General features: G+C 43.2%; 19 protein-coding genes. 10 read left to right on the top strand and 9 right to left on the bottom strand.

Features of this window, described 5'->3' with window-relative positions:
* Positions 1-339: 339 nt before the first annotated feature.
* Positions 340-993, bottom strand: coding sequence for a hypothetical protein (locus VB740_RS27530; RefSeq protein WP_323203029.1), 654 nt, complete (start codon positions 991-993; stop codon positions 340-342).
* Between the two features lie 469 nt (positions 994-1,462).
* Here VB740_RS27530 and rpsD point away from each other — a divergent pair, with 469 nt between their 5' ends.
* Positions 1,463-2,071, top strand: coding sequence for a 30S ribosomal protein S4 (gene rpsD, locus VB740_RS27525; protein ID WP_323203028.1), 609 nt, complete (start codon positions 1,463-1,465; stop codon positions 2,069-2,071).
* A gap of 222 nt (positions 2,072-2,293) precedes the next feature.
* On the opposite strand, the gene moaA is transcribed toward rpsD, so the two are convergent.
* Positions 2,294-3,280 carry a GTP 3',8-cyclase MoaA gene (gene moaA / locus VB740_RS27520; protein WP_323203027.1) on the bottom strand — a complete coding sequence of 329 codons (987 nt, stop codon included), beginning with the start codon at positions 3,278-3,280 and terminating at the stop codon, positions 2,294-2,296.
* A gap of 161 nt (positions 3,281-3,441) precedes the next feature.
* Here moaA and VB740_RS27515 point away from each other — a divergent pair, with 161 nt between their 5' ends.
* The gene (locus tag VB740_RS27515) at positions 3,442-4,473 is read left to right on the top strand and encodes a hypothetical protein (RefSeq protein WP_323203026.1); all 1,032 of its coding nucleotides are present in this window, start codon (positions 3,442-3,444) and stop codon (positions 4,471-4,473) included.
* 16 nt (positions 4,474-4,489) lie between these two features.
* The gene (locus tag VB740_RS27510) at positions 4,490-4,666 is read left to right on the top strand and encodes a hypothetical protein (RefSeq protein ID WP_323203025.1); all 177 of its coding nucleotides are present in this window, start codon (positions 4,490-4,492) and stop codon (positions 4,664-4,666) included.
* A gap of 11 nt (positions 4,667-4,677) precedes the next feature.
* Here the strand turns inward: VB740_RS27510 and VB740_RS27505 are convergent, their stop codons facing one another.
* From VB740_RS27505 to VB740_RS27480, 6 genes are all read right to left on the bottom strand, one after another.
* Positions 4,678-7,182: an S-layer family protein gene (locus VB740_RS27505; protein WP_323203024.1), complete on the bottom strand. Its 2,505-nt coding sequence runs from the start codon at positions 7,180-7,182 to the stop codon at positions 4,678-4,680.
* A gap of 579 nt (positions 7,183-7,761) precedes the next feature.
* Positions 7,762-8,082: a hypothetical protein gene (locus VB740_RS27500; RefSeq protein ID WP_323203023.1), complete on the bottom strand. Its 321-nt coding sequence runs from the start codon at positions 8,080-8,082 to the stop codon at positions 7,762-7,764.
* A gap of 374 nt (positions 8,083-8,456) precedes the next feature.
* Positions 8,457-9,824 carry a transposase gene (locus VB740_RS27495; protein WP_323203022.1) on the bottom strand — a complete coding sequence of 456 codons (1,368 nt, stop codon included), beginning with the start codon at positions 9,822-9,824 and terminating at the stop codon, positions 8,457-8,459.
* Between the two features lie 406 nt (positions 9,825-10,230).
* Positions 10,231-12,675: a filamentous hemagglutinin N-terminal domain-containing protein gene (locus tag VB740_RS27490; protein WP_416290748.1), complete on the bottom strand. Its 2,445-nt coding sequence runs from the start codon at positions 12,673-12,675 to the stop codon at positions 10,231-10,233.
* 163 nt (positions 12,676-12,838) lie between these two features.
* Positions 12,839-13,099 carry a hypothetical protein gene (locus VB740_RS27485; RefSeq protein ID WP_323203020.1) on the bottom strand — a complete coding sequence of 87 codons (261 nt, stop codon included), beginning with the start codon at positions 13,097-13,099 and terminating at the stop codon, positions 12,839-12,841.
* A 294-nt stretch (positions 13,100-13,393) separates the two neighbouring features.
* The gene (locus tag VB740_RS27480; protein ID WP_323203019.1) at positions 13,394-14,221 is read right to left on the bottom strand and encodes a carbohydrate ABC transporter permease; all 828 of its coding nucleotides are present in this window, start codon (positions 14,219-14,221) and stop codon (positions 13,394-13,396) included.
* A 177-nt stretch (positions 14,222-14,398) separates the two neighbouring features.
* Here VB740_RS27480 and VB740_RS27475 point away from each other — a divergent pair, with 177 nt between their 5' ends.
* The 5 genes from VB740_RS27475 (at position 14,399) to folE (ending at position 19,391) form a co-directional block, all read left to right on the top strand.
* Positions 14,399-15,097 (top strand): aldehyde oxygenase (deformylating), encoded by a 699-nt coding sequence (locus VB740_RS27475; RefSeq protein ID WP_323203018.1) that lies wholly within the window; start codon positions 14,399-14,401, stop codon positions 15,095-15,097.
* 153 nt (positions 15,098-15,250) lie between these two features.
* Positions 15,251-16,270, top strand: coding sequence for a long-chain acyl-[acyl-carrier-protein] reductase (locus tag VB740_RS27470; RefSeq protein WP_323203017.1), 1,020 nt, complete (start codon positions 15,251-15,253; stop codon positions 16,268-16,270).
* 171 nt (positions 16,271-16,441) lie between these two features.
* Positions 16,442-17,422, top strand: coding sequence for an acetyl-CoA carboxylase carboxyltransferase subunit alpha (locus VB740_RS27465; protein ID WP_100898945.1), 981 nt, complete (start codon positions 16,442-16,444; stop codon positions 17,420-17,422).
* Between the two features lie 354 nt (positions 17,423-17,776).
* Positions 17,777-18,502, top strand: a complete 726-nt coding sequence (locus VB740_RS27460) for an SDR family oxidoreductase (protein WP_323203033.1) — start codon at positions 17,777-17,779, stop codon at positions 18,500-18,502.
* Between the two features lie 181 nt (positions 18,503-18,683).
* Positions 18,684-19,391, top strand: a complete 708-nt coding sequence (gene folE / locus VB740_RS27455; RefSeq protein ID WP_323203016.1) for a GTP cyclohydrolase I FolE — start codon at positions 18,684-18,686, stop codon at positions 19,389-19,391.
* Between the two features lie 78 nt (positions 19,392-19,469).
* Here folE and VB740_RS27450 read toward each other — a convergent pair whose 3' ends face one another.
* Positions 19,470-20,183 (bottom strand): phosphoribosylanthranilate isomerase, encoded by a 714-nt coding sequence (locus VB740_RS27450; protein ID WP_323203015.1) that lies wholly within the window; start codon positions 20,181-20,183, stop codon positions 19,470-19,472.
* Between the two features lie 111 nt (positions 20,184-20,294).
* Between VB740_RS27450 and psaK the strand changes: the two genes are divergently transcribed.
* Both psaK and VB740_RS27440 read left to right on the top strand, forming a co-directional pair.
* The gene (gene psaK, locus VB740_RS27445) at positions 20,295-20,549 is read left to right on the top strand and encodes a photosystem I reaction center subunit PsaK (protein WP_109010963.1); all 255 of its coding nucleotides are present in this window, start codon (positions 20,295-20,297) and stop codon (positions 20,547-20,549) included.
* A 313-nt stretch (positions 20,550-20,862) separates the two neighbouring features.
* A complete protein-coding gene (locus VB740_RS27440) occupies positions 20,863-22,059 on the top strand; it encodes a site-2 protease family protein (RefSeq protein WP_323203014.1) in 1,197 nt (398 codons plus the stop codon).
* Positions 22,060-22,460: the final 401 nt, after the last annotated feature.

Genomic DNA, 22,460 nt, shown 5'->3' with positions numbered 1-22,460 from the left:
ACACAAAATTCAAAAAGCTTATAAATTAAGCTTTTCAGTAATTTTGTCTGTTGCTTAATAGTAGAAAGATGGTTGCTCTATATTAGATTGTAACACTGTACTATTAATAGTAGTACAAAAGTCACAAAATTGCTTGTGACTTTTGTGTTGTAAGTGTTTAGTTTGCATCATTTGCAAGCAGAGGACAATTATACCCCGAAGTCCTGTTCGCCCAGTATATGCAATTTAACTGTGGAATATTACCCATTAATATTAAACGTGAAAAATTAGTAGGGTGGGTATTAAAATGCCCACCCTACTAATTAACCCATATTCTCAGTCAACTACAAAGGATTGTAATTAATTCGTCGTGCCGGGTTGCGTTGGAACAATCGGTTGTGTTGGAATACTCGGTTGCGTTGGAAATGGGGTAGTCTCTAAACTTGGAGTTGAACCCGCAGGTATTATAGTTGGTGGTGCAGACAAAGATGAAGCACCAAGAACACTATCATCTGCACTGATACAAGTATCTAACGCCTGTGTCGGAGGAAAGTCAATTTGACTACGTAAGCCAACCACACACTGCCCAAAGCGCACGGGTAACAAACTACGTCCACAGTAATCTAATACTGCCGGATTAGCTTCTTCCTTAGTACTTAAGCTAACGCCAACTACACAGGTAGCTAACTCCTCAGGACGTCGGGCCTTCCCACAAGAAGAAAGCGCATCTGTCGCGGCAATTTGGGTTTCCTTATCAATTTTAACCACGCAAGCAGCCAAATCTCTTGGACGCAGTGCTGCTGCACAACCTTGTGATGCCGCTTCTGCCGTTACACCCACGCTCAAAAGGCGACCCGCACAGACACTATAATCATTGCGATAGGAAGCAGCGATCGCTGTATTGGGTAAGATCGTTGCCAAGCATCCAGCTATAGCCAAAACTGGTACTGTTAAAATCCTGGAGGTGGAACTGGCTTGTTTGTTCTTACCTCTATTAACCGCTTTATTGCTCATTTGACGTTGCCATTCTCCAAACACCCAAAGTTATGCTAACTCAAATATTTTAAAAATCCTCTGCAATTAAAGAATTTCAGCGGCAGTAAGGTATAAACATAATTATTTATGCCGGAAATTGTGTTAATATATCTGTTTGAAAGATAAGTAGGTAACGTAAAAAGTATTTCAGAGTAAGAATACTGCGTAAACCAATCTGATGATTGAGTAGCCTACGAAACTAAATAAACACAAAAAAGTTATGGGCAGGAGTACGGCGTGACAGGTCGGAATTCAGGCTTGGAGGCTAGTTTGTCGGGTTTACCGATTAAAAGCAACTGGCGCAAAAATCGATGCGTCTACCTTGGTGAGATACGTCTTACCTCGGTAAGCAGCTTCAAAAAACCAAGAATCCCCTGATTTTTAATCAGGGGAGTGTCAAAATTGAATGTTTCGGTAAAGTTTAAACAGGATTAGATTAAGGAAACTCATGTCCCGATATAGAGGGCCACGCCTCAGAATTGTACGCCGCTTGGGCGATTTACCAGGATTGACTCGTAAAAGCGCCAGACGCGCTTACCCGCCTGGTCAGCATGGTCAGAACCGTAAGAAACGCTCTGAGTATGCCATCCGTCTAGAAGAAAAGCAAAAGCTCCGCTTCAACTACGGTTTGACTGAAAAGCAATTGCTACGCTATGTGCGGAAAGCCAGACGTGTTACTGGTTCTACCGGGCAAGTGCTGTTGCAATTGCTAGAAATGCGCTTGGATAATACCGTTTTCCGCTTGGGTATAGCCCCGACTATCCCAGCGGCTCGTCAACTGGTAAATCACGGTCACGTAACTGTTAACGGTCGTGTGGTGAATATTGCCAGCTACCAATGCCGTCCTGGTGAAGTAATTGCGGTCAGAGATCGGGCACAATCACGGAAGTTGGTGGAAGCTAACTTGCAATATCCCGGTTTGGCGAACCTGCCCAGTCATTTGGAGTTTGACAAAAATAAGTTGGTTGGTAAAGTCAACGGCGTTGTTGAACGGGAATGGGTGGCACTACAAGTTAACGAACTACTTGTGGTGGAATACTACTCACGACAAGCGTAATAGTCATTTGTCCTTAGTCATTTGTCCTTAGTTATTTGCAAAGGGCAAATGACCAATGACCAAATAATTATTAATTCATAATTCATAATTCATAAATTTTAGAATGAGTACAGAGCCACCCACTGAATTTTTAAATCAGTGGTCAAAAAGACAGTGGAGAGTTCAGCCGCTCACACTGATTTCAATTATGAATTATTAATTATCAATTATGAATTAGTTTGACTATCCACCGATTTGCGACATGGTGCGTGTATATGTACCTGAAATGCCAGAATCACGCCCTTTAAAGTTAATTTCTGGCTTGATATTTAGTAAATGCCTTACTTGCTCTTGTAATTGAGCGGTGCTAGTGCCAGAGCGCAGAGCAGTTTTTAAATCTATTTGACCAGTTTCATTCAATAAACAGGGACGCAGCCAGCCATCGGCACTCAGACGCATCCTGTTACAACGATCGCAAAAACATTCTGACATTTGACTAATAAATCCCAGTGTCCCCTTCGCACCGGGAATTTGAAAGACATCAGCAGGCCCAGCACCACGAACTTGTGATTCTGACAAGCCCCAGCGATCGCGGATAGATTCTCGCAACTCGGCTGAAGATACCCAACCGCGATCGCCAAACAAATGTACATTACCAATAGGCATGAATTCAATAAATCGAACGTGCCACTGTTTGTCAATTGTTAGAGCAGCTAAGTCTAGAACTTCGTGATCGTTGACCCCAGGAATCACCACCACATTCAGCTTCAGTGGGTCGAATCCGACCTGGTGGGCAGCTTGAATGCCATGCCAAACTTGTTGCCAACGAGAACGCCCTTGATTACCAATAATTTGATCAAAAATGTCGGGATCGAGAGAGTCCAGACTAATATTAATTCTTCGCAGACCTGCGTTGTAAAGGTTTTGTGCCATTGGAGCCAGCAAAAAACCGTTGGTGGTCATTGAGAGGTCTTGAGTTTGGGGGAAAGTTGCGATCGCGCTTACCAAATCTACCACGCGCGGACGCAATAGGGGTTCACCCCCAGTCAACCGAAAGCGACTAAAGCCTACTGGAATAAAAACTTCTTTAATTAAGGTGAGTAGTTCCTCATCAGTCAATAACTGTTGCTTGAGAATATAATCCAGTTCTACTCCCTCTGGCATACAGTATTGACAGCGAAAATTACAGCGATCGATTAAGCTAATGCGGAGGTAGTCTACCTGGTTCATCGTTTTATTTTTATTGTCTCTGATTAATTAAAGACTTTACAAAAGTGGTTTACGCCTTTTCTCTATTGTGTGGTATTTCAAGATACCGCTCCACCTCTTAAGTCAGAGTCTACAGATTGTGGCATAATAAGCCGATCGCATCCACTAGTTAGTCATCAATCGTGCAAGATACCGACTCTATAAACGACCTTGCTGCTGCTTTACTACAGCCAGCAGATATCAGCTTTGAACTCCCTGATCCAGAAGATGAACAGATTCTAGAGTCAGATTTTCAACAGCAGCTAGAAATAGCTTGGCAGGTATGCGATCGCTTTGATTTGCAAACTGAAATCTGGCGGGGGCGAATTTTAAGGGCTATCCGCGACAGAGAAAAAGTTGGTGGTGACGGACGGGGTACTGGCTTTCTACGATGGCTAAAAGAGCGAGAAATCAGCAAAAGTCAAGCTTATGCCTGGATTCAACTGGCGAATAGTGCTGATACTCTTATCGAAGACGGTAAACTTGACCCCGGTTCTGTGAACAACTTCAGCAAACGGGCTTTTGTTGAAACCTCCAAAGCAGTCCCAGAGGTGCAACAGATGGTGAGTGAAGCCGCACAAAAAGGCGATCGCATCACCAGGCGCGAAGTACGTCAACTCAGCGATGAATGGACAGCCATGTCCTCAGATTTATTACCTGAAGCAGTTAAAGAAAAAGCAGCAGATAACACCCTTCCCCCACGCTACATTGCCCCACTGGTGAAGGAAATGGAAAAACTACCAGAATCGCACCAAAAGTTTATCCAAAAGGAAATTGCTGCTAATCCTGATGTGGATACCCTGAAACAGGTAACTACCGAAGCGCGTAACTTGGCCAAATATCTTAAAGGGGCGGCTCAAGTTCAGGCGTTAACGCAGGAAAATATTGATATTGAAACAGCCTTAGAAGAAGCGCAAAGAGTCGGCTGTTTGAGCATAGCTGCTGACTTGGTAAATCAAGCATCGCAAATTGAACAAACGATCGCTAAATTGTACATGACTTGGAAGCGAATCGGTAATTTAGCAGATCGATTATATGTAGATACTGGCGCAAGTACACCCAACTTGCGATCGCTCCTCACCTGCTTGGAACCTCTGGGTGGTGAAATCATGGAATTGCAACTTAGTGGTGCGACTGAACACACTGTACGTCTGCAAATTCAGGAGACGAGTTAAAGAATAGGCATCGTTCATGGCCGCGAAGTTACGAGAATTAAACATTGATCCAGTCAAAAGGACGGTTAGAAACCGCATCTATACAGACAAAACCCACCTCCGTGGGTTTCAAAACCTTAATAGGCTGCGCCAACGGGAAGGCTACACAAACGTAGGCGCTACGCGAACGCCATTCGCCTTGGCTCTAGTTTGACTGTTTATCTTCTAATTAGCAGTGCAAGATGTAGCGGTGAGTGAGGAGTTATGGGGCGATGCAGTGGGTACTTGAGCAACCAAAACCACGTTACCATTAGCATCCATAACCCATCCTTGAGCTTCTACAATTTGAGTAGGTTCATTGACAGAATTAACCTTCTGTGATTTTTCTTCTGTATTTCGCTGTGTCTGAACAAACGCTCTTTTCTGAATACCGCCAGCACGATTCTGACTCTTTGGAGAAAGTGTGATCCAATCTGCCAGCACTGCATCATCAGCTATCAATGGCTGCGTAGGATCGGCTACTATTCCTCCACGTCCAGTAGCAATAAATGAACTCCTGGCTATTTTTCCACCAGAATCACAACCAGCAGCAATTTGCTGCGAAGCATCAACCAGATTTACAGGTAATTCCACTAATCCTTTACTGGGGTCAACATCTGGTGAGTTGATTTGTATAGTGCCATTTAATGTTGGGTTTTGCTGAGAAAACGCGGTGATGTCACTTGTTAGCAGCCTACTGGGATCTAGTGGCTGTTTAGGGTTCAACAGCCTTTCTACCTCTGCACGGGTGCGCGGCTCAAAACCAAAGATATTCTTAGCAGTGATTGTGATTTTACCACCAGAGGCAGACAAGGCATTGGCGGTAATATCATTATTTTCAGAAGGAGCGGTGACAAGGAAGCCATTAGGTACATTGATGGTGATATTACCGCCACCTCCATCACCCTCTGCATTAGTGGTTATTTTACTTTCGTGGCGCATCATTAATATATCCCGCACCTGTAACGAAATATTCCCGCCCTGACCTGACTCACTATTAGATGTGATTTCTCCTTGGTTGTCCAGAAGGATGGAGTGAGCAGTTATATTTAGTTCACCTGCTGCTCCTAGATTGCTTACATCCCCTTGATATATTACATCCTTTGGGAGCTCTGGAATTTCGCTGCTCACGGTTATTGTAGCCCCATCCCGGATAATTAATTTATTTGTATTTATTGTCACTTTCCCCGCATCTCCCGGGCCATTAGTCAAAGCAGACAAGCCACTGGGTGTAGTACCATTGACTGAAATTCCAGTTATTTCTACAGAGTCGGAGGCGTTTACAGTCAAATTTCCACCTTTCCCTGTAGCTGGGAAATATTTGTTAGGATCTGATGATAATAGCGTTCCTGAAGACTGTGTTGTTAGTTGTGCTCCATCCTGGATACGGAACTTCCCAGTATTGATTGTTATATCGCCAGCATTTCCAACATCAGAAGTCCCGCTAAACAATCCACTGAAAGAAAAATTACGGCCCAAAGAGAAACCACCGATTAAGTCCACAGAATCTGAGGCGTTTACAATCAATTTTCCTCCTGAACCCAAGCTTTGTTTTACATTCCCGACTTGTGCTCCATTTCGGACTTGTGCTCCATTCCTGACAATCAACTTTCCAGTTGTAATCGTTAAGTCTCCAGCGTTTCCTGCACCAAAAGTTACAGCCGTCAACGGTGTGCCGGGACCAATTAATTCTACGGACTCTGAGCCATTCACTGTTAAATTCCCTCCCGATTGAGAACCCAAGGTATTAGCTAAAATCTGTGAACGGTCAGTTATCAGAATGCGCCTACCCTGTACCTGGATATCGCCACTACCTTCGCCACTAACATCTACCAGAGATGACTTTGTAGAACCGTTAACAGTTCGCTGTATTAGTTGGATGTTCTGAAAATTCTGGACACCTTCATAACCTAAGACCCAACCTTGGTTCGCTGGCTTCAGACTGACAAGACTATTGCTAGCAACACTTCCTAGCTCAATTCGTCCCCCTTTTGTCGTTAAATTTCCGCCCTCCAAGGTTATATCACCGCCTATAAGTGCCAAGGTTTTACCTGGCTGCACTTGTAGACCAGCAGGGGCATTTAAGCGATTGGTTGCCTCATCTAAACTAGCTTGAGATTCATTGCGGATGAAACCCGCACTTGCCCCGAATTGTAAGCCAGTAGGAACACTTACTATCAGCAAAGGTATGGTTTTGGGATCTGTGGTACTAAATTTAGTACCATTAGCAAAGTTCACACTACTTGCTGTACTTGCTACAAATGAACCGCCTATGTTTAAGGAAGCATTGGGCCCAAAAATAATACCGTTAGGATTAATCAAAAACAGATTAGCATCGTAATTAGCTTTAAGGATTCCATCAATATTTGAAATAGATTTACCTGTTATCCGGGTAATGATGTTCTTAATATTTGCGGCGTTGTTGAAAGAAGCTGCGTTTCCAGTGCCAACAGAAAACTGTTCAAAGCTGTGGAAAAGGTTCGTATAGCGAATTGCTCCACCATCGATTTGGTCAGTAGGGATTCCATTAATCACCTTGCGTGTAACAACTGAATTTTCAAATCCCAAGGTGTTATCCGGTGTAATTTGGGATAAAGCACAACTTATAGAAAAAGTAAGTGTTCCAGTAAATGCCAAAACACTGACTAGTCGTAACTTCCAGTACCTACCGCTTCGGCTTTGATACATCATAGAATTTACCCTTGCATTATGAGCCTTTAATCTAATGAAACAACCCTGCCTTTTTAAGCGGGCTACTGCACTGGGCGTCGAGCCACTCTTGGTGCAAGTGGCGTGGATTTAGGAGAATATAAAAGTATTTTTATACATTATTCAGAGGGTGTAGGGGATAGGGGGTAGGGTGTAGGGAACCCACGTTTAAAAACGTGAGATTGAAACAAGGACACTGTTTTTCTCGCGCTTTGCGTCTCGAAAAACATCTTTTTTTTAAACTGAGCTTTAAACTCTGAAACTTTAGTTTTTATTTCTTCCCCTATACCCCACACCCTACACCCCACACCCTGTTTTTTGTAAGGGCTTTTCAAATATCCTCTTAGAGGTTGTTTGAAAAGTCTTTGGCTGTGATTTTAGTCACTTGTTGATCCCCCCCCTAACCCCCCTTAAAAAGGAGGAAACCGGAATCAAAATCCCCCAATTTATCGGGGGATTTAGGGGGATCTAAAACTTTTGATACCGATAAAAGGACTTTTTAAACATCCTCTAAATCGTTGTCAATAAGTATAGTTTAATGCATTGCTCCTGATCGATCATTTAGCAGTCCATCCAGCAACCATCAGGATGGTTATCTATAGGGCAAGGCTTACGCAATACTATACACGATTTATTCAATTTCTGGGTTTGCTCATCTACACTAAGGTCATTAGATTCACTAAAGTCATTAGATCGAAGTTGGTTTAGGTTGAGTGTATACTCAAGTTTAAGAATATCTTGTGCTGATATACCGTATTTTTCGATTATCTTGCTTAAGTTAGAGTTATTGAGGATATTAAACAATTCCTGCTTAATTTCGTCTTTTAACTTCTGTAATCTTTGAGCATCTATAAATGTTGACTGTAATGCTTTAGAATCCATAAATTTTGCTCTCCTTGCAGATCGGTAAATGTGTGAACTTATCTTGTAATGTACTAAATTAACTTGACTTCTATGAGTACAGTTTGGTAACAAAAAATCAAGAAGATGGAGTTTAGAGTAACAGGAAAGCATTAGTTTTCTAAAGCTCTTGCGAACTCCGATAATTATGACTTCAACTTGGCTAGTTATAATTACGCATTGTGTAACAAAACTTCATATAGGAATCGTATTTGATTTTTGAAATTATCTGCGTAGGTGGGGATTGGGGAGTGGGGAGTAGGGAATAAGGAATTAGACTTTTCGAGCTTTACCGAGCTTTTTCAGAAATCAAATATTACTCTAGGACCAGCCCTTTCAAGGTGTCTGTTTTTGGATTATTTTCGGGATAGAATTTTAGCTGTAGAAACATGAGGTCTTTTGGAAGGACGAGTGCGTTTTAGTGTCCTTCTTGTCTTTTTTGGTGCGCGAGGATGGGACGCAAAAACAACTAAATTAACGTTAGCTGCCAAATCTTGAAGTACGTTCTTCAGTTCAATTAGATTCATTTTTGCAAAAACCTTCCACTCCTTTGGGGGAATAGCAATCATCATTCCACGGTAAGTTCCCTTGATTTCATCAGCTAAATAATAGCTTGACACTTCTTGCTCAATTTTTTGAATGCCATGAATACTTCTCAGAGCCGCTAGGATAACAGAAAGGATGTTGTAGGAAACTAAGGCAACGCAAAAAGCAAACAGAGCAGCTTTAGGATAACCAAGGGTCTTAATTTCACAATTAAATATTTCAGTTAAAATCTGGAATAAAGTTTCAATCTTCCAGCGTTTACGGTAGATTTGAGCCACAACTAAAGCATTGGCAACCTCCGTAGAAAGATTAGTTAGGATAAAGATTTCTGAGTCTCCATCACGGGTAGTTTCATCTAAAATTACTTTGATACGCCGAATATTTGATAGATAGCCCTCATCATCACTAACTTTAACAGTTTGTTCAAATACTGTTCCTCCTTCTACTGAACCAATATGGCGAAATTCTGAGGCATCATACCAAGGAAAACATTGATGCTCTCGGATAATGAAATAGCCTTTTCGAGCTACGATACCACTCAAAAAGTTCAAAGTGCAGAAATTTCGGTCAGCGATCCACACATCATCTTCTTCGATTGTAGTCAAAACTTTATGTAGTAGAGAACGTTCTTGAGCATGAGCATCTTCACAAGGAAAAACATCAATTGCCAGCATTAGAGATGGGTCAAGTACCACCAATGATTGCCCTGGTAAAGGCGCACTGTTACAGTTGCGAAGAGGTTTTAGACGATGTTCACTTGCAGCTATTGCATTACCATCTAAAATTTTGAGCCGATAACCAGGTAGCCAATCGGGTAAGCTTCCGTTTAAATGACGAATAATCGCTTCCATTGAAGCTCCCGTATTCCTCACTAATTCAGCACTGACATTAGGCTCCATTGCATTTAGCTTGTTATAGACTGAAGTAACCGAAACGTTTATTTGCGATGCTTTAGCTTGATATGCAGCATGAATTGAAGGTCTAATCCCACAAGCTACTGTATTCATCATCTCCACTACCGTAGAGAACAGCAATTCTTTTGTGTATTGAGTTTTGGTGCTTTTCTCAAATAGCTCGTCAAGTTTCTCAGGACATAAAATTGTTTCGAGAAGTCCGCGAACCATTACTGAAACCGGACTTTCTTCTACAAAACGCTCAAACACTTGACCTAGAACCATTCTAGCTATTCCCTCTCTAGCAACTATATTTTTTCAACTAACTATAGTTTGAGGAAAATTACAAGACCTTGAAAGGGCTGGTCCTATACTCCTATATATTTATACTGGATTTCCTTAAAGCATTGATGAATCTGGCTACTGACCGTTGATCGCTCAAAAGGATTGAGCAATTGATACCTCCTCAACTTTCACACTCTGCTTACGCTTTGGATAAGCTCACAGGCTAAAGACTTAACCATTAACCTTTTCATCTTTCTCATGTCGCCAGAAAATCAAATATGTTTTTTATGTGGGTGTTGAGGATGATGGAATCCGCGATGTCTACAACGGGCTACGCCAACGCACTGATACCTGAGTTGAGTAAAAGAAGCGATCGCACCAACAAAAGTTAAGAGAATCTCGATTTCTAATTAGCAGTGCAAGATGTAGCGACGAGTGAGGACTTATGGGGTGACGCAGTAGGAACTTGAGCAACCAGAACCACGTTCCCATTGGCATCCCTTATCCACCCTTGGGCTTCCACAATTTGAGTGGATTCATTGACAGAATTAACTTTCTGTGATTTTTCTTCTGTGTGTCGCTGCGCCTGAACAACCGTTCTTTTCTGAATACCGCCAGTACGATTCTGACCCTCTGGAGAGAGTGTGATCCAATCTGCTAGCACCGCATCAGCCATCAATGGCTCTGTGGGATCGGGTGCTAGCCCTCCACGCCCAGTAGCAATAAATGAACTCTTGGCTGTTTTTACACCAGAATTACAACCAGCAACAATTTGCTGCGAAGTATCAACCAAATTTGCAGGCAGTTCGACTAACCCTTTACTGGGGTCAGCATCTGGTGAGTTGATTTGGACTGTGCCACTTAATAAAGGGTTTTGCTGAGAGAATGCGGTGATGTCACTTGTTGGCAAGTTATTCGGGTTTATTTCTTCTGGATCAAGCCCTTCTACGTCTCCACGAGTACGCGGCACAAAACCAAAGATGTTCTTAGCAGTGATTGTGATTTTACCACCAGAGCCAGAGAAGGCATTGGCGGTGATATCGTTATTTCCAGAGGGAGTCGCCACAAAAAAACCATTAGGCGCTTTGATGGTAATATTACCGCCATCTCCACCAAGCCCTGTCTTACCTGCGTTAGTGGTTATTTTACTTTCGCGGCGTATCAATAATAAGTCTTGCACCTGTAATGCAATATTCCCGCCTCGACCTGACTCGGTTTCAGCTGTGAGTTTCCCTTTGTTGTCCAGAAGTAGGGAGCGAGCATTTATATTTAAATTGCCTGCCTTCCCTAAATTAGTGGGATCTCCGATATAGATTACATTTTTTCGAGCTTGGCTGCTCACAGTTATTGCAGCCCCATCCTTGATAATCAATTGCCCTGTAGTTAGGGCCAAATTTCCACCATCTCCAGGCCCTTCAGTTCCAGAAAACAAACCACTAATTCTAGAACCATTTGGTGAGGTTCCTATTAGTTCTACCGACTCAGAGGCGTTCACCGTCAAGTTCCCTGCTTTTCCTGTAGCTGGTGTAAGTTGGTTAAGAATAAGACTAGACAAGCCCTCAGAGCTTGTGGATATTCTTGCCCCTCCTTGGATACGCAACTTCCCAGTGTTAATTGTGATGTTGCCAGCGTTTTGATCGCCATAAGTTGCACTAAATAATCCACTGGATATTAAATCACTACCATCTCGCAAGAGGGTAGTAGAAGTGCCGCTGATTAGTTCCACGGAATCTGAGGCGTTTATAGTCAATTGCCCCTGCAATTGTGCTCCATCTTTGACCATCAACTTCTTAGTAGTGACATTTATGTTTCCAGAGTTTCCGGTGGAGAAACTCTGAGTAAACAGTTGTGCATCTTGTTCAACTACTACAGACTCTGAGGCGTTCACTGTCAAATTCCCTCCTGGCTGCTCTTCGAAGGGATTAACTAGAATTAGGTAACTGCCAGTTATCCGCACAAGCCTGCCTTGGATGTGGATATTGCTGCGGCCCTCTCCATGAGTATCTACACTAGATGGAATTTTAGTTAAGTCAATTAGTTCGATGTTTTGGAAATTTTGAACACCTTCATATCCAAATGCCCAACCTTGGTTAGTTGGGCTTAAACTAACCAGACTATTATTAGCAACGCTCCCTAACTCAACTCTTCCGTTCTTGGCTGTGATATTTCCCCCCTCTAGGTTTATATCACCACCTATAAGTGCCAAGGTTTTGTCTTGTTGCACCTGTAGACCAACACCTTGTCCAAAGATATTAATTGCACCATCTGGTGCTGCTTGGGATTGATTGCGGATGGGAGCCGCAGTTGCTCCGAATTGTAAACCAACGGGAACACTTAGTGTTAGTAAGGGTGTAGTTTGAGGAGATGTAGCACTAAACTTTGTACCATCAGCAAAGTTCAAGCTACTCGCCGTACTTGCCACAAATGAACCGCCGATATTTAAAGAAGCATTAGACCCAAAAACAATGCCGTTAGGATTAATCAGAAACAGGTTGGCTGTGCCGTTAGCTTTCAGAATGCCATCTATATTAGAAATCGAATTTCCTGTCACTCGACTGATGATGTTTTGAATATCTATTGCATTGTTAAAGTACGCTGTCCTTTCCGTAGGGACAGAAAACTGTTCAAAGCTGTGGAACAAGTTTGTACCACGAACTGCCCCACCATCAATCTGGTCTATAGGCTGACTATCGATTAGCTTTGGTGTAATGATTGAACTTTCAGATCCCAGCGTGCCATCTTCTTGTATTTGGGCTAAGGCAAAACTATCAAAGAAAGTGAGCACTCCAGCAATTGCTAAAGTACTCACTATTCCTATCTCCCAGCACCAACTGCTTCGGTATCGAGACATTACAAACTTGCACCCAAAAATTAAAAGTATATTTAAATACTGTTCCTTGCTAATTAGGTATGGTGATACTTAGGATTATCTCTGTAGCCTAACTAGTAAATGCAAAGTTCAGCATTTTTATACTTACTAGAATAAACTTTTTCCAGTGCCAAGACTAAATTATTTAGCAGTTACAGCCAAGAGGGTTTCCAGTTGGGCAAGGGACACACCATGACTCTTGCCCTACCACAATTTCCTGTTCATTAACTGCATCACCAGATTTGATTTTATTTGGGTCAATATTGAACTGCCACTGAACTGTCAAAGCTCTAGCATCTGGTACCCCATACTTTTCAAGCACGCTGTATAAGCCAGCATTATTAACGCTTTCAAGCAGTTTCTGTTGAACTTCGTCTTTTAACTGCTGTAATGTTTCAGGGTTCATAACTGTTTCCGTTCTTTACAAGATGCGTCTAATTCCAGCTTTACTAGTAAGAATTACGCATAATGTTACAAAACTTCATGTTTTACTGCCGGATGTACTTTAAGCATTGCTGAACCATAAGAGCGTACAACTTTGGTTACGTTTCAATTTAAGTACTGAGGATGAAAAAAAAGCATCTCTTTATTGCGGAACGCTATACGTAGCTTACTTAAGAGAAGAAGTACAGTAAGTTATGCCAATGCACTAACAGGTTAAACATAAGATGGGCTTCCACTCGCCGCCAGCCTTCCCTGCTCAATTCTTAATTCCCGTCGCAGCAATACCCTGAATAAACTGACGCTGACCAATAAGAAATAATACCATTACTGGAACTGTTGCTATTGTCACCGCCGCCATCATCAAGGGCCAATTATTCGTAAATTGCTCTTGAAACTCTGCCAATGCTAGCTGCACCGTCCTTAATTCTGGTCGTGTCGTAAACACCAGAGGCTTAAACAAATCATTCCATTCGCCGATGAAGGTGAACAAAAACAGCGTTACCAACGCCGGACGGGCTAAAGGTAACATCACCCGCCACAAAATTTGTAGTCGGTTCGCCCCATCTATGGCTGCGGCTTCCTCTAACTCTACGGGAATTGTCTGGAAATACTGACGTAGCAAGAAAATGCCAAACCCGTTGACAGCAGTGGGTAAAATCAGCGCCCCATAAGTATTTATCAAGTGTCCCCACTTCAAAACCAAAAAGATGGGAATCACTAATAACTGAAAGGGAATCACTAAAGTTGCTAAAACGACCAATAGCAGTGCTTGGCGTCCCCGAAACTTCAGTCGTGCTAGGGCGTAACCAGCTAAAGCGGAAGTGACAATCTGAAACGCCGTCACAGCGATCGCTACCAAGGTAGAATTAGCAAACGCCAGCAAAAATTTTCCCTGCTGCCATGCAACGCGGTAATTAGCTAAAGACCAGTTATTTTTCGATAAATTTTCCGGGCTGGCGGCCGTCGATTCTAAGGAGGTGAGAAAGACCACAAACAGCGGTAGTAGAACGATAAATGCCCCTAGCAGTAAGACTACTAGGCTCAAAACATCGCCAGATTTCAGATTCGGGTTTGGTTTAGACATAACTTGAACTGCAAAGCATTTGTTTCGCTAGGACTAGAGCATCTCACCCAGCAACAGTTAATCTATAAACATAGTTACTTGTTAAGTTAAATTAAACCACAGTGATTATTACCCTCAGTTCATAGGGTAAATTGAATCCTGGTGTCAAATAATCAGGTTTACAGGAGTAAAGATACCATGCAGCAGCTTACAGACCAATCTAAAGAATTAGATTTCAAGAGCGAAACATACAAAGATGCTTATAGCCGGATTAATGCGATCGTGATTGAAGGGGAACAAGAAGCCCATGAAAATTACATCACACTAGCCCAACTGCTGCCAGAATCTCATGATGAATTGATTCGCCTATCCAAGATGGAAAGTCGCCATAAGAAAGGATTTGAAGCTTGTGGACGCAATTTGCAAGTAACCCCAGATTTACAATTTGCTAAGGAGTTTTTCTCTGGACTACACCAAAATTTCCAAACAGCCGCCGCAGAAGGAAAAGTAGTTACTTGCTTGTTGATTCAGTCTTTGATTATTGAATGTTTTGCGATCGCAGCATATAACATTTACATTCCCGTTGCTGACGATTTCGCCCGTAAAATTACTGAGGGAGTAGTAAAAGAAGAATATAGCCACCTCAACTTTGGAGAAGTTTGGTTGAAAGAGCATTTTACAGAATCTAAAGCTGAACTTGAACTTGCAAATCGCCAAAACCTACCCATTGTCTGGAAAATGCTCAACCAAGTAGAGGGCGATGCCCACACAATGGCAATGGAAAAAGATGCTTTGGTAGAAGACTTTATGATTCAGTACGGTGAAGCATTAAGTAACATCGGTTTTACGACTCGCGATATTATGCGCTTGTCAGCCTACGGACTCATCGCCGCTTAAAAAGTGCCGAGTTATGAGTGCTGAGTCAAGAGTGAAAGAATTCTCTGAAATTTATTCTTTCTTTTGTACTTAAAATATTGTCTCAGCACTCAGCACTGCTGAACCACTTAATATTCCACCCTTTCGAGACAGCATAAGCCTAATAATCACTACATGTTTGGTCTAATTGGACATCTGACTAGTTTGGAACACGCTCAATCGGTAGCTCAAGAATTGGGATACCCAGAATATGCCGATCAAGGGCTAGACTTTTGGTGTAGCGCCCCGCCACAAATTGTTGATACCATTATTGTCACCAGTGTAACTGGGCAACAAATTGAAGGACGGTATGTAGAATCTTGCTTTTTGCCGGAAATGCTAGCTAGCCGTCGCATCAAAGCTGCAACGCGCAAAATCCTCAACGCCATGGCCCATGCACAGAAGCATGGCATTAATATCACAGCTTTAGGCGGATTTTCCTCAATTATTTTTGAAAACTTTAAGTTAGAGCAGTTTAGCCAAGTCCGCAATATTAAACTAGAGTTTGAACGGTTCACCACAGGAAACACACATACTGCCTACATTATTTGTAAGCAGGTGGAAGAAGCGTCAAAACAACTGGGAATTAATCTATCAAACGCGACTGTTGCAGTATGTGGAGCAACTGGGGATATTGGTAGTGCAGTTACACGCTGGCTAGATGCGAAAACAGATGTCCAAGAACTTTTGTTGATCGCCCGTGATCAAGAACGTCTCAAAGAGTTACAAGGCGAACTGGGACGAGGAAAAATCATGGGTTTGACAGAAGCACTACCCCTAGCCGACGTTGTGGTTTGGGTTGCCAGTATGCCCAAAGGCGTGGAAATTGACCCCACCACTTTGAAACAACCCTGTTTGTTGATTGATGGTGGTTATCCGAAAAACTTAGGGATGAAAATTCAGCATCCTGGGGTACACGTGTTAAATGGTGGAATTGTAGAGCATTCTCTGGATATTGACTGGAAAATTATGAAAATAGTCAATATGGACGTGCCAGCCCGCCAATTGTTTGCTTGTTTTGCTGAATCAATGCTGCTGGAATTTGAGAAGTTATACACGAACTTTTCGTGGGGGCGGAATCAGATTACCGTAGATAAAATGGAGCAGATTGGTCGAGTATCAGTAAAACATGGATTTAGACCGCTGCTGGTTTAATCATTAGTCATTTAGTCATTTGTCCTTGGTCATTAGTCATTAGTTATTGGTCATTTGTTATTTGCAAAGGACAAAGGACAAAACACAAAGGACAAAACACAAAGGACAAAAGGCAAAAGGACAGAGGACAAAGGATAGATAACTTATAACTCGTAATTGATAACCCCTACGATGGCAACTACCGAGCGTAAACCGCTACTGTTAGATTTTGAAAAGCCTTTAGCAGAACTCGCAACCCGGATTGATCAAATTCGGCAACTTGCAGAAGAAAATGGCGTCGATGTTTCTGGTCAAATTCGTCAACTAGAAGCACGCGCTATGCAACTGCGTGAGGAAATTTTCAGTAGTCTATCCCCGTCCCAGCGATTGCAAGTCGCTCGTCATCCGCGTCGTCCCAGTACTCTCGATTACATTCAGGCTATTAGTGATGAATGGATGGAATTGCATGGCGATCGCTGTGGTGGTGACGATCCGGCTTTAGTTGGTGGTGTCGGTCGTCTGAGTGGGCAACCTGTGGTGATGTTAGGTCATCAAAAAGGTCGTGATACCAAAGACAATATTGCCCGTAACTTTGGAATGCCTTACCCTGGCGGCTACCGCAAGGCGATGCGGTTGATGGAACACGCCAACAAGTTTAGTATGCCAATACTAACTTTTATCGACACACCAGGAGCTTGGTCTGGGGTAGAAGCAGAACACCAAGGTCAAGGAGAAGCGATCGCTTACAACTTGCGAGAAATGTTTTGCTTAGATGTACCAATTATCTGCACAGTCATCGGTGAAGGTGGTTCCGGTGGCGCACTCGGTATTGGTGTAGGCGATCGCCTACTCATGTTTGAACACTCAGTTTATACTGTCGCAACTCCCGAAGCCTGCGCTGCCATTCTGTGGAAAGATGCTGCTAAGGCTCCCCAAGCAGCTGTTGCTCTCAAAATTATTTCCCACGACCTGAAAAAGTTGGGAATTATCGACCAAATACTGCCTGAACCCACTGGTGGCGCTCATTCCGATCCTTTAAAAGCCGCTACCATTCTCAAGCAAGTACTGTTGGAAAATTTGGACGAACTCAATCGTTTAACCGCTCCAGAACGCCGTCAGCTGCGCTATGAAAAATTCCGCAAAATTGGTGTTTTTACAGAAGTTGCCCACTAACAGCACTGCATAATGATTCATTAGCCGAGCAGCAATGCTATAATTGCCTATGTGCTTAAAGATTTTTAACAATCTAGCCATAGGCATTTGCATGTTTGGTAAATCTACTCAATTTGATTGAGTAGCTTTTGTGTTATCAAGTAATCTAATTTGAGTGTAGGGCGTGGTTTTCCAGGCGATGATTTGTTGTCTTCACTGGTAATACCTAAAATACACCTACTATTGCACTGCATCATAGCAGTTGTTTAATAGAAATCATCAGATTTTTAGATTCCTTTAATCTATCCAAACCGAGAAATATAAATAATTGGATGGTAATAGGCTTTGGGAACTGCCAAAAAATTGGGAGACACCATGAGTGTTGAGCAAAAACGACGCGCCCTAATTACTGGGGCAAGTAGTGGAATTGGGAAAGCAACGGCTTTAGCCTTTGCGAAAGCGGGAATAGATGTTGCCTTAGTCAGCCGTTCTTTGGATAAATTGGAGGCGGTAAGAGAAGCAGTTGAGCATACTGGGGTGCAAGCGAAAGCTTACGCTGTAGATTTAGCGCGGATCTCTGAAGTAAAAGAAAAGATTCAAGCGATCGCTCTTGACTTTGGTGATATAGACATTCTGGTAAACAGTGCGGGCCTTGCCTATACAGCTACTTTGAGCGAAACCCCCTTAGAAGGCTGGCAGCAGGTAATTGACTTAAATCTTACCAGCGTGTTTCAGTGCATTGTGGGGATTTTGCCTTCAATGCGCGATCGGGGCACAGGCACAATTATCAACGTCGCCTCAATTGCCGCCAAGCAGCCGTTTCCCGGTTGGGGAGCATACAGCGTCAGCAAAGCTGGTTTGATCGCCCTCTCTCAAACCCTGGCACAAGAAGAACGCACCTACGGCATTCGTGTCACAGCTATTTGTCCTGGGGCAGTCAATACAGAACTTTGGGATACAGAAACAGTCCATGCCAACTTAGACCGTTCTAAAATGTTAACCCCAGAAATTGTCGCTCAGTCAATTCTCTACACAGTTCTCTTACCACAACAGGCAGTTATTGATGAATTGACCCTGATGCCCAGTGCTGGCGCACTCTAATTAGTCCTTTGTCCATTGTCCTTTGTATAAAGCAAATGACCAATACTTCGGCTTCTCTGCGAGACGCTACGCGTTAGCGAAGCTTTCGCTTTAGCGATACGCTCAGTACAAGTGACTAATGGCCAATGACTAATGACTAATGACTAATAACTAATGACAAAACCATAACCAAGACTGAATCATGACTATTGCTAGCTCCAACGGTTCCAATTTCTCTCAATCACCTCTGATTCCTGATTTGGCAGATGCCATAACCCCTAGACCCGATCGCAACACCCACAACGGGCGACAAGCGGATGTGTCCCCGCCAAAAGAGGAACATCTGGAGGAAATGAAGGACGCCGTGCGGACACTAATATTGGGAGTTGGGGAAGATCCCGAACGCGAAGGACTCCTCAAAACACCCAAGCGAGTGGCCGAGGCAATGCGGTTTCTTACTAGTGGCTACACCCAATCCCTTGAAGAACTCGTCAACGATGCCATCTTTGATGAAGGGCATAACGAGATGGTACTAGTTAGGGATATTAATTTCTTTAGTCTGTGCGAACACCATATGCTGCCATTTATGGGTAGAGCACACGTTGCTTATATCCCCAACCAAAAAGTTGTGGGACTGAGTAAGCTGGCCCGCATTGTTGAGATGTATTCCCGTCGCTTACAAGTACAGGAGAGACTAACCCGCCAAATTGCCGAAGCAATCCAGACCATTCTCGAACCTCAAGGGGTAGCCGTTGTGATGGAAGCCAGCCACATGTGTATGGTGATGCGCGGCGTCCAGAAACCAGGCTCTTGGACTGTCACTAGCGCAATGGTTGGTGCGTTCCAAGAGGAGCACAAAACCCGCGAAGAATTTTTTAACTTAATTCGCCATCAACCAGCATTCTTTTAGGGAATGGGGAATGGGGCATGGGCAAGAGGACTTGGGCAAGAGGACTTGGGGACAAGGGGAAAGACTTGTTTCAAGTTCTCACCCCTTGTCCCCTTGTCCCCTTGCCTCCCCTGCCTCCCCTGCTCCCCCTGCCTCCCCTGCTCCCTCATCCCCCACTCCCCACTCCCTACTCCCCAATTTCTCAAACAACTTAGCTACTTTATCTAAATCCTTATCTCCAGGTGAACGTTCCACACCACTAGATAAATCAACGCCACTGGGATTAACCTGACTTAAAGCTTCCACAATATTATCTGCTGTTAATCCCCCTGCTAAAAACCAAGGGCAATTGGGGTTAAATTTCTCTAGCATTGTCCAATCTAAGGTTTTGCCTGTACCACCCAGTTGTTCGGGATGGTAAGCGTCAAGTAGTAAAGTATCTACGTATTTTGTATAATCAGCCGCCGTGTCAAGATGCTCAAGGCTGCGAATTCTCAGTGCTCTAATAATTTCGATATTGGGTAAAGCTTGACGTAATTGGTCACAAAAATCTGGTAATTCATCCCCGTGTAACTGGACACCAGTCAACCCAGAATCAACAACTATCTGACTGATTTCGGGGATACTAGCGTTGGCAAAAACACCAATTGTGTCAATATTATCCGGGAGTTCTGCTACTGCTGCCCGAATTTGGGATGTAGTCACATAGCGAGGTGAGGTTGGCACACAAATGAATCCTAGTGCCGTTGCGCCCAGAGAGGCGATCGCTATAGACTGCTGTGGTTGAGTAATGCCGCAAATTTTAACGCGCATGAAAATTTAACAAATTTAGAATAATTATCAAGAAAGTCTAAACTATCCGAAAAACTTTTGTGCCTTGGTAATTTTATAATTTTGTAGGTCTACATTTTAGGAGACAAAAGCTTGATTTCATCTATTTTACTAGCAGCCCAGGCAACTGTTCCCGCAACACCTGCGTGGAATCCTACAGTTGGCATCATCATCAGCATCAGCAGCTTAGTAATGGTTTTACTAAGTACTCGGATCGAAAAACCCCTAGTTGGTCCCAAGTTCCCTATCCTGCCGATTAGTATTCCAACATTCGTTGCAGCGATGGCTTTTGGTCATATTGTTGGCGTTGGCATCGTTTTAGGACTGACTAACATCGGTCGTCTGTAGTTTTGCGATGATCGCGGCGTTGCTTATAACGCCGCGATCAATACAAAACTCCTAAAAAGGAGCAGAGGAGCAGAGGAGCAGAGGAGCAGAGGGGAAATAACCAATGCCCCATGCCCCATGCTCCCTGCCCCTCTGCCTCTTCCCAATGCCCCACTTCAGAGCTTTGCTCACAGGCCTTAATTGTCTATTCTAGAAATAAGAGCATTCCTTAACTCGGCACTACTGACTTGATGCTCATAAATATATGTATAAGTATATACGCAAATATTGCAGTATAGGAATTACTGGCGATATCTAGTTTTAGGACAATGTAATGCAAACAAATTGGAAAATTGGGTCTTTATTTGGAATTCCCCTGTTTTTAGATCCGTTATGGTTTGTGATTTTAGGGTTGGCAACTCTTAACTTTGGTGTAGCGTATCAGGAATGGGGGCCTGTTATAGCTTGGAGTGCTGGAATAGTTATGGCACTGCTTCTATTTGGTTCAGTGTTGCTACATGAGTTGGGTCATAGCTTGGTAGCCCGATCGCAAGGCATTAAAGTTAATTCAATTACCTTATTTCTGTTTGGTGGGATTGCTGCAATTGAAGAAGAATCTAAAACTCCTTTCAAAGCCTTTCAAGTAGCGATCGCTGGGCCCTTAGTGAGTATCGGATTATTCTTCCTGCTCCGGTTGGTATCTATTGTGATACCTGATACTAGTCCTGCCAGTGTCATGGTGGGAGATTTGGCGAGAATTAACTTGGTAGTCGCCCTATTTAACCTGATTCCTGGCTTACCTCTAGATGGAGGGCAAGTGTTAAAAGCAGCACTGTGGCAACTAACAGGTAATCGTTTTCAAGCCGTACACTGGGCTGCAAAGGCTGGGCAAATTTTGGGTTACAGTGCGATCGCTTTAGGATTTATTGTAGATTTTTTGACAAGAGAGTTAGTACTTGGTTTATGGATTGCCATGTTAGGTTGGTTTGCTGTCCGCAACGCCAACAGCTATGACAACGTGACTACATTGCAAGAAAGCTTGCTCAAGGTGGCAGCGACCGATGCGATGACCCGTGATTTTCGAGTCATTGATGCTGACCAGACATTGCGAGCCTTTGCCGATTTATACCTCTTAGAAAACTCTCCCTCACAAGTTTATTTTGCTGCTTCTGATGGACGTTACCGGGGTCTAGTTTCCATTGACGATTTTCGTTTAACCCAAAGAAGTGAATGGGAAACCCAAACCTTACACAGCATTGTGCATCCCTTGACAGAAATACCCACTGTTACGGAAGCAACAACGATAGCTGAGGTAATTAACAAACTGGAAAATGAGCAATTACCTCGAATTACCGTGCTTTCTCCGGCTGGTGCTGTCGCTGGTGTAATTGACCGGGGAGATATTGTACGGGCGTTGGCGCAAAAGTTAAATTTGCGGATAACAGATGCTGAAATTAAAAGGATCAAAGAAGAAGGAAGTTATTCGCCTGGGTTGCAACTAGCAGCACTAGCGAAGTCAATTACAAATTAACGTCTCGGCTTCGCTCGATGTTAAAACTGAGCGAAGCCGTAAAGCCTCTCGTAGAGAAGGCTTCGCCAACGGCATAGCTACGCTTAGGGCGCAGCCTCTCTTAGAGAAGTTTTAAACGTCATACCCTTGTCATAGTTTTGCAATAGATTCGTCAAAAGCTTGTGTGATATTTAATTTGGTATTTGGTTACAAAATGCTTTTTTTGGGTAAAAGGTAGGATTTCCTACCTTTTTTATTTTTTAAACTAACGTGAGTTCAATAAACCTCTCCCTGCCTTGAACTTTAGTTCAAGTCTTTCCCTCTCCGAATCGGCCACGGTGTACACACAAGTCATCAGTTTTATCCCATACGCTTGGGATAAGCCAGAAACCCCTCATGTAGAGACGCGATTTATCGCGTCT

Origin of the sequence: Nostoc sp. UHCC 0251 (genome assembly GCF_034932245.1) — a bacterium.
Taxonomy (GTDB): Bacteria; Cyanobacteriota; Cyanobacteriia; order Cyanobacteriales; family Nostocaceae; genus Nostoc.
Note: the sequence above shows the minus strand (reverse complement) of the source record. Positions and strands in the feature narration are given on the sequence as shown.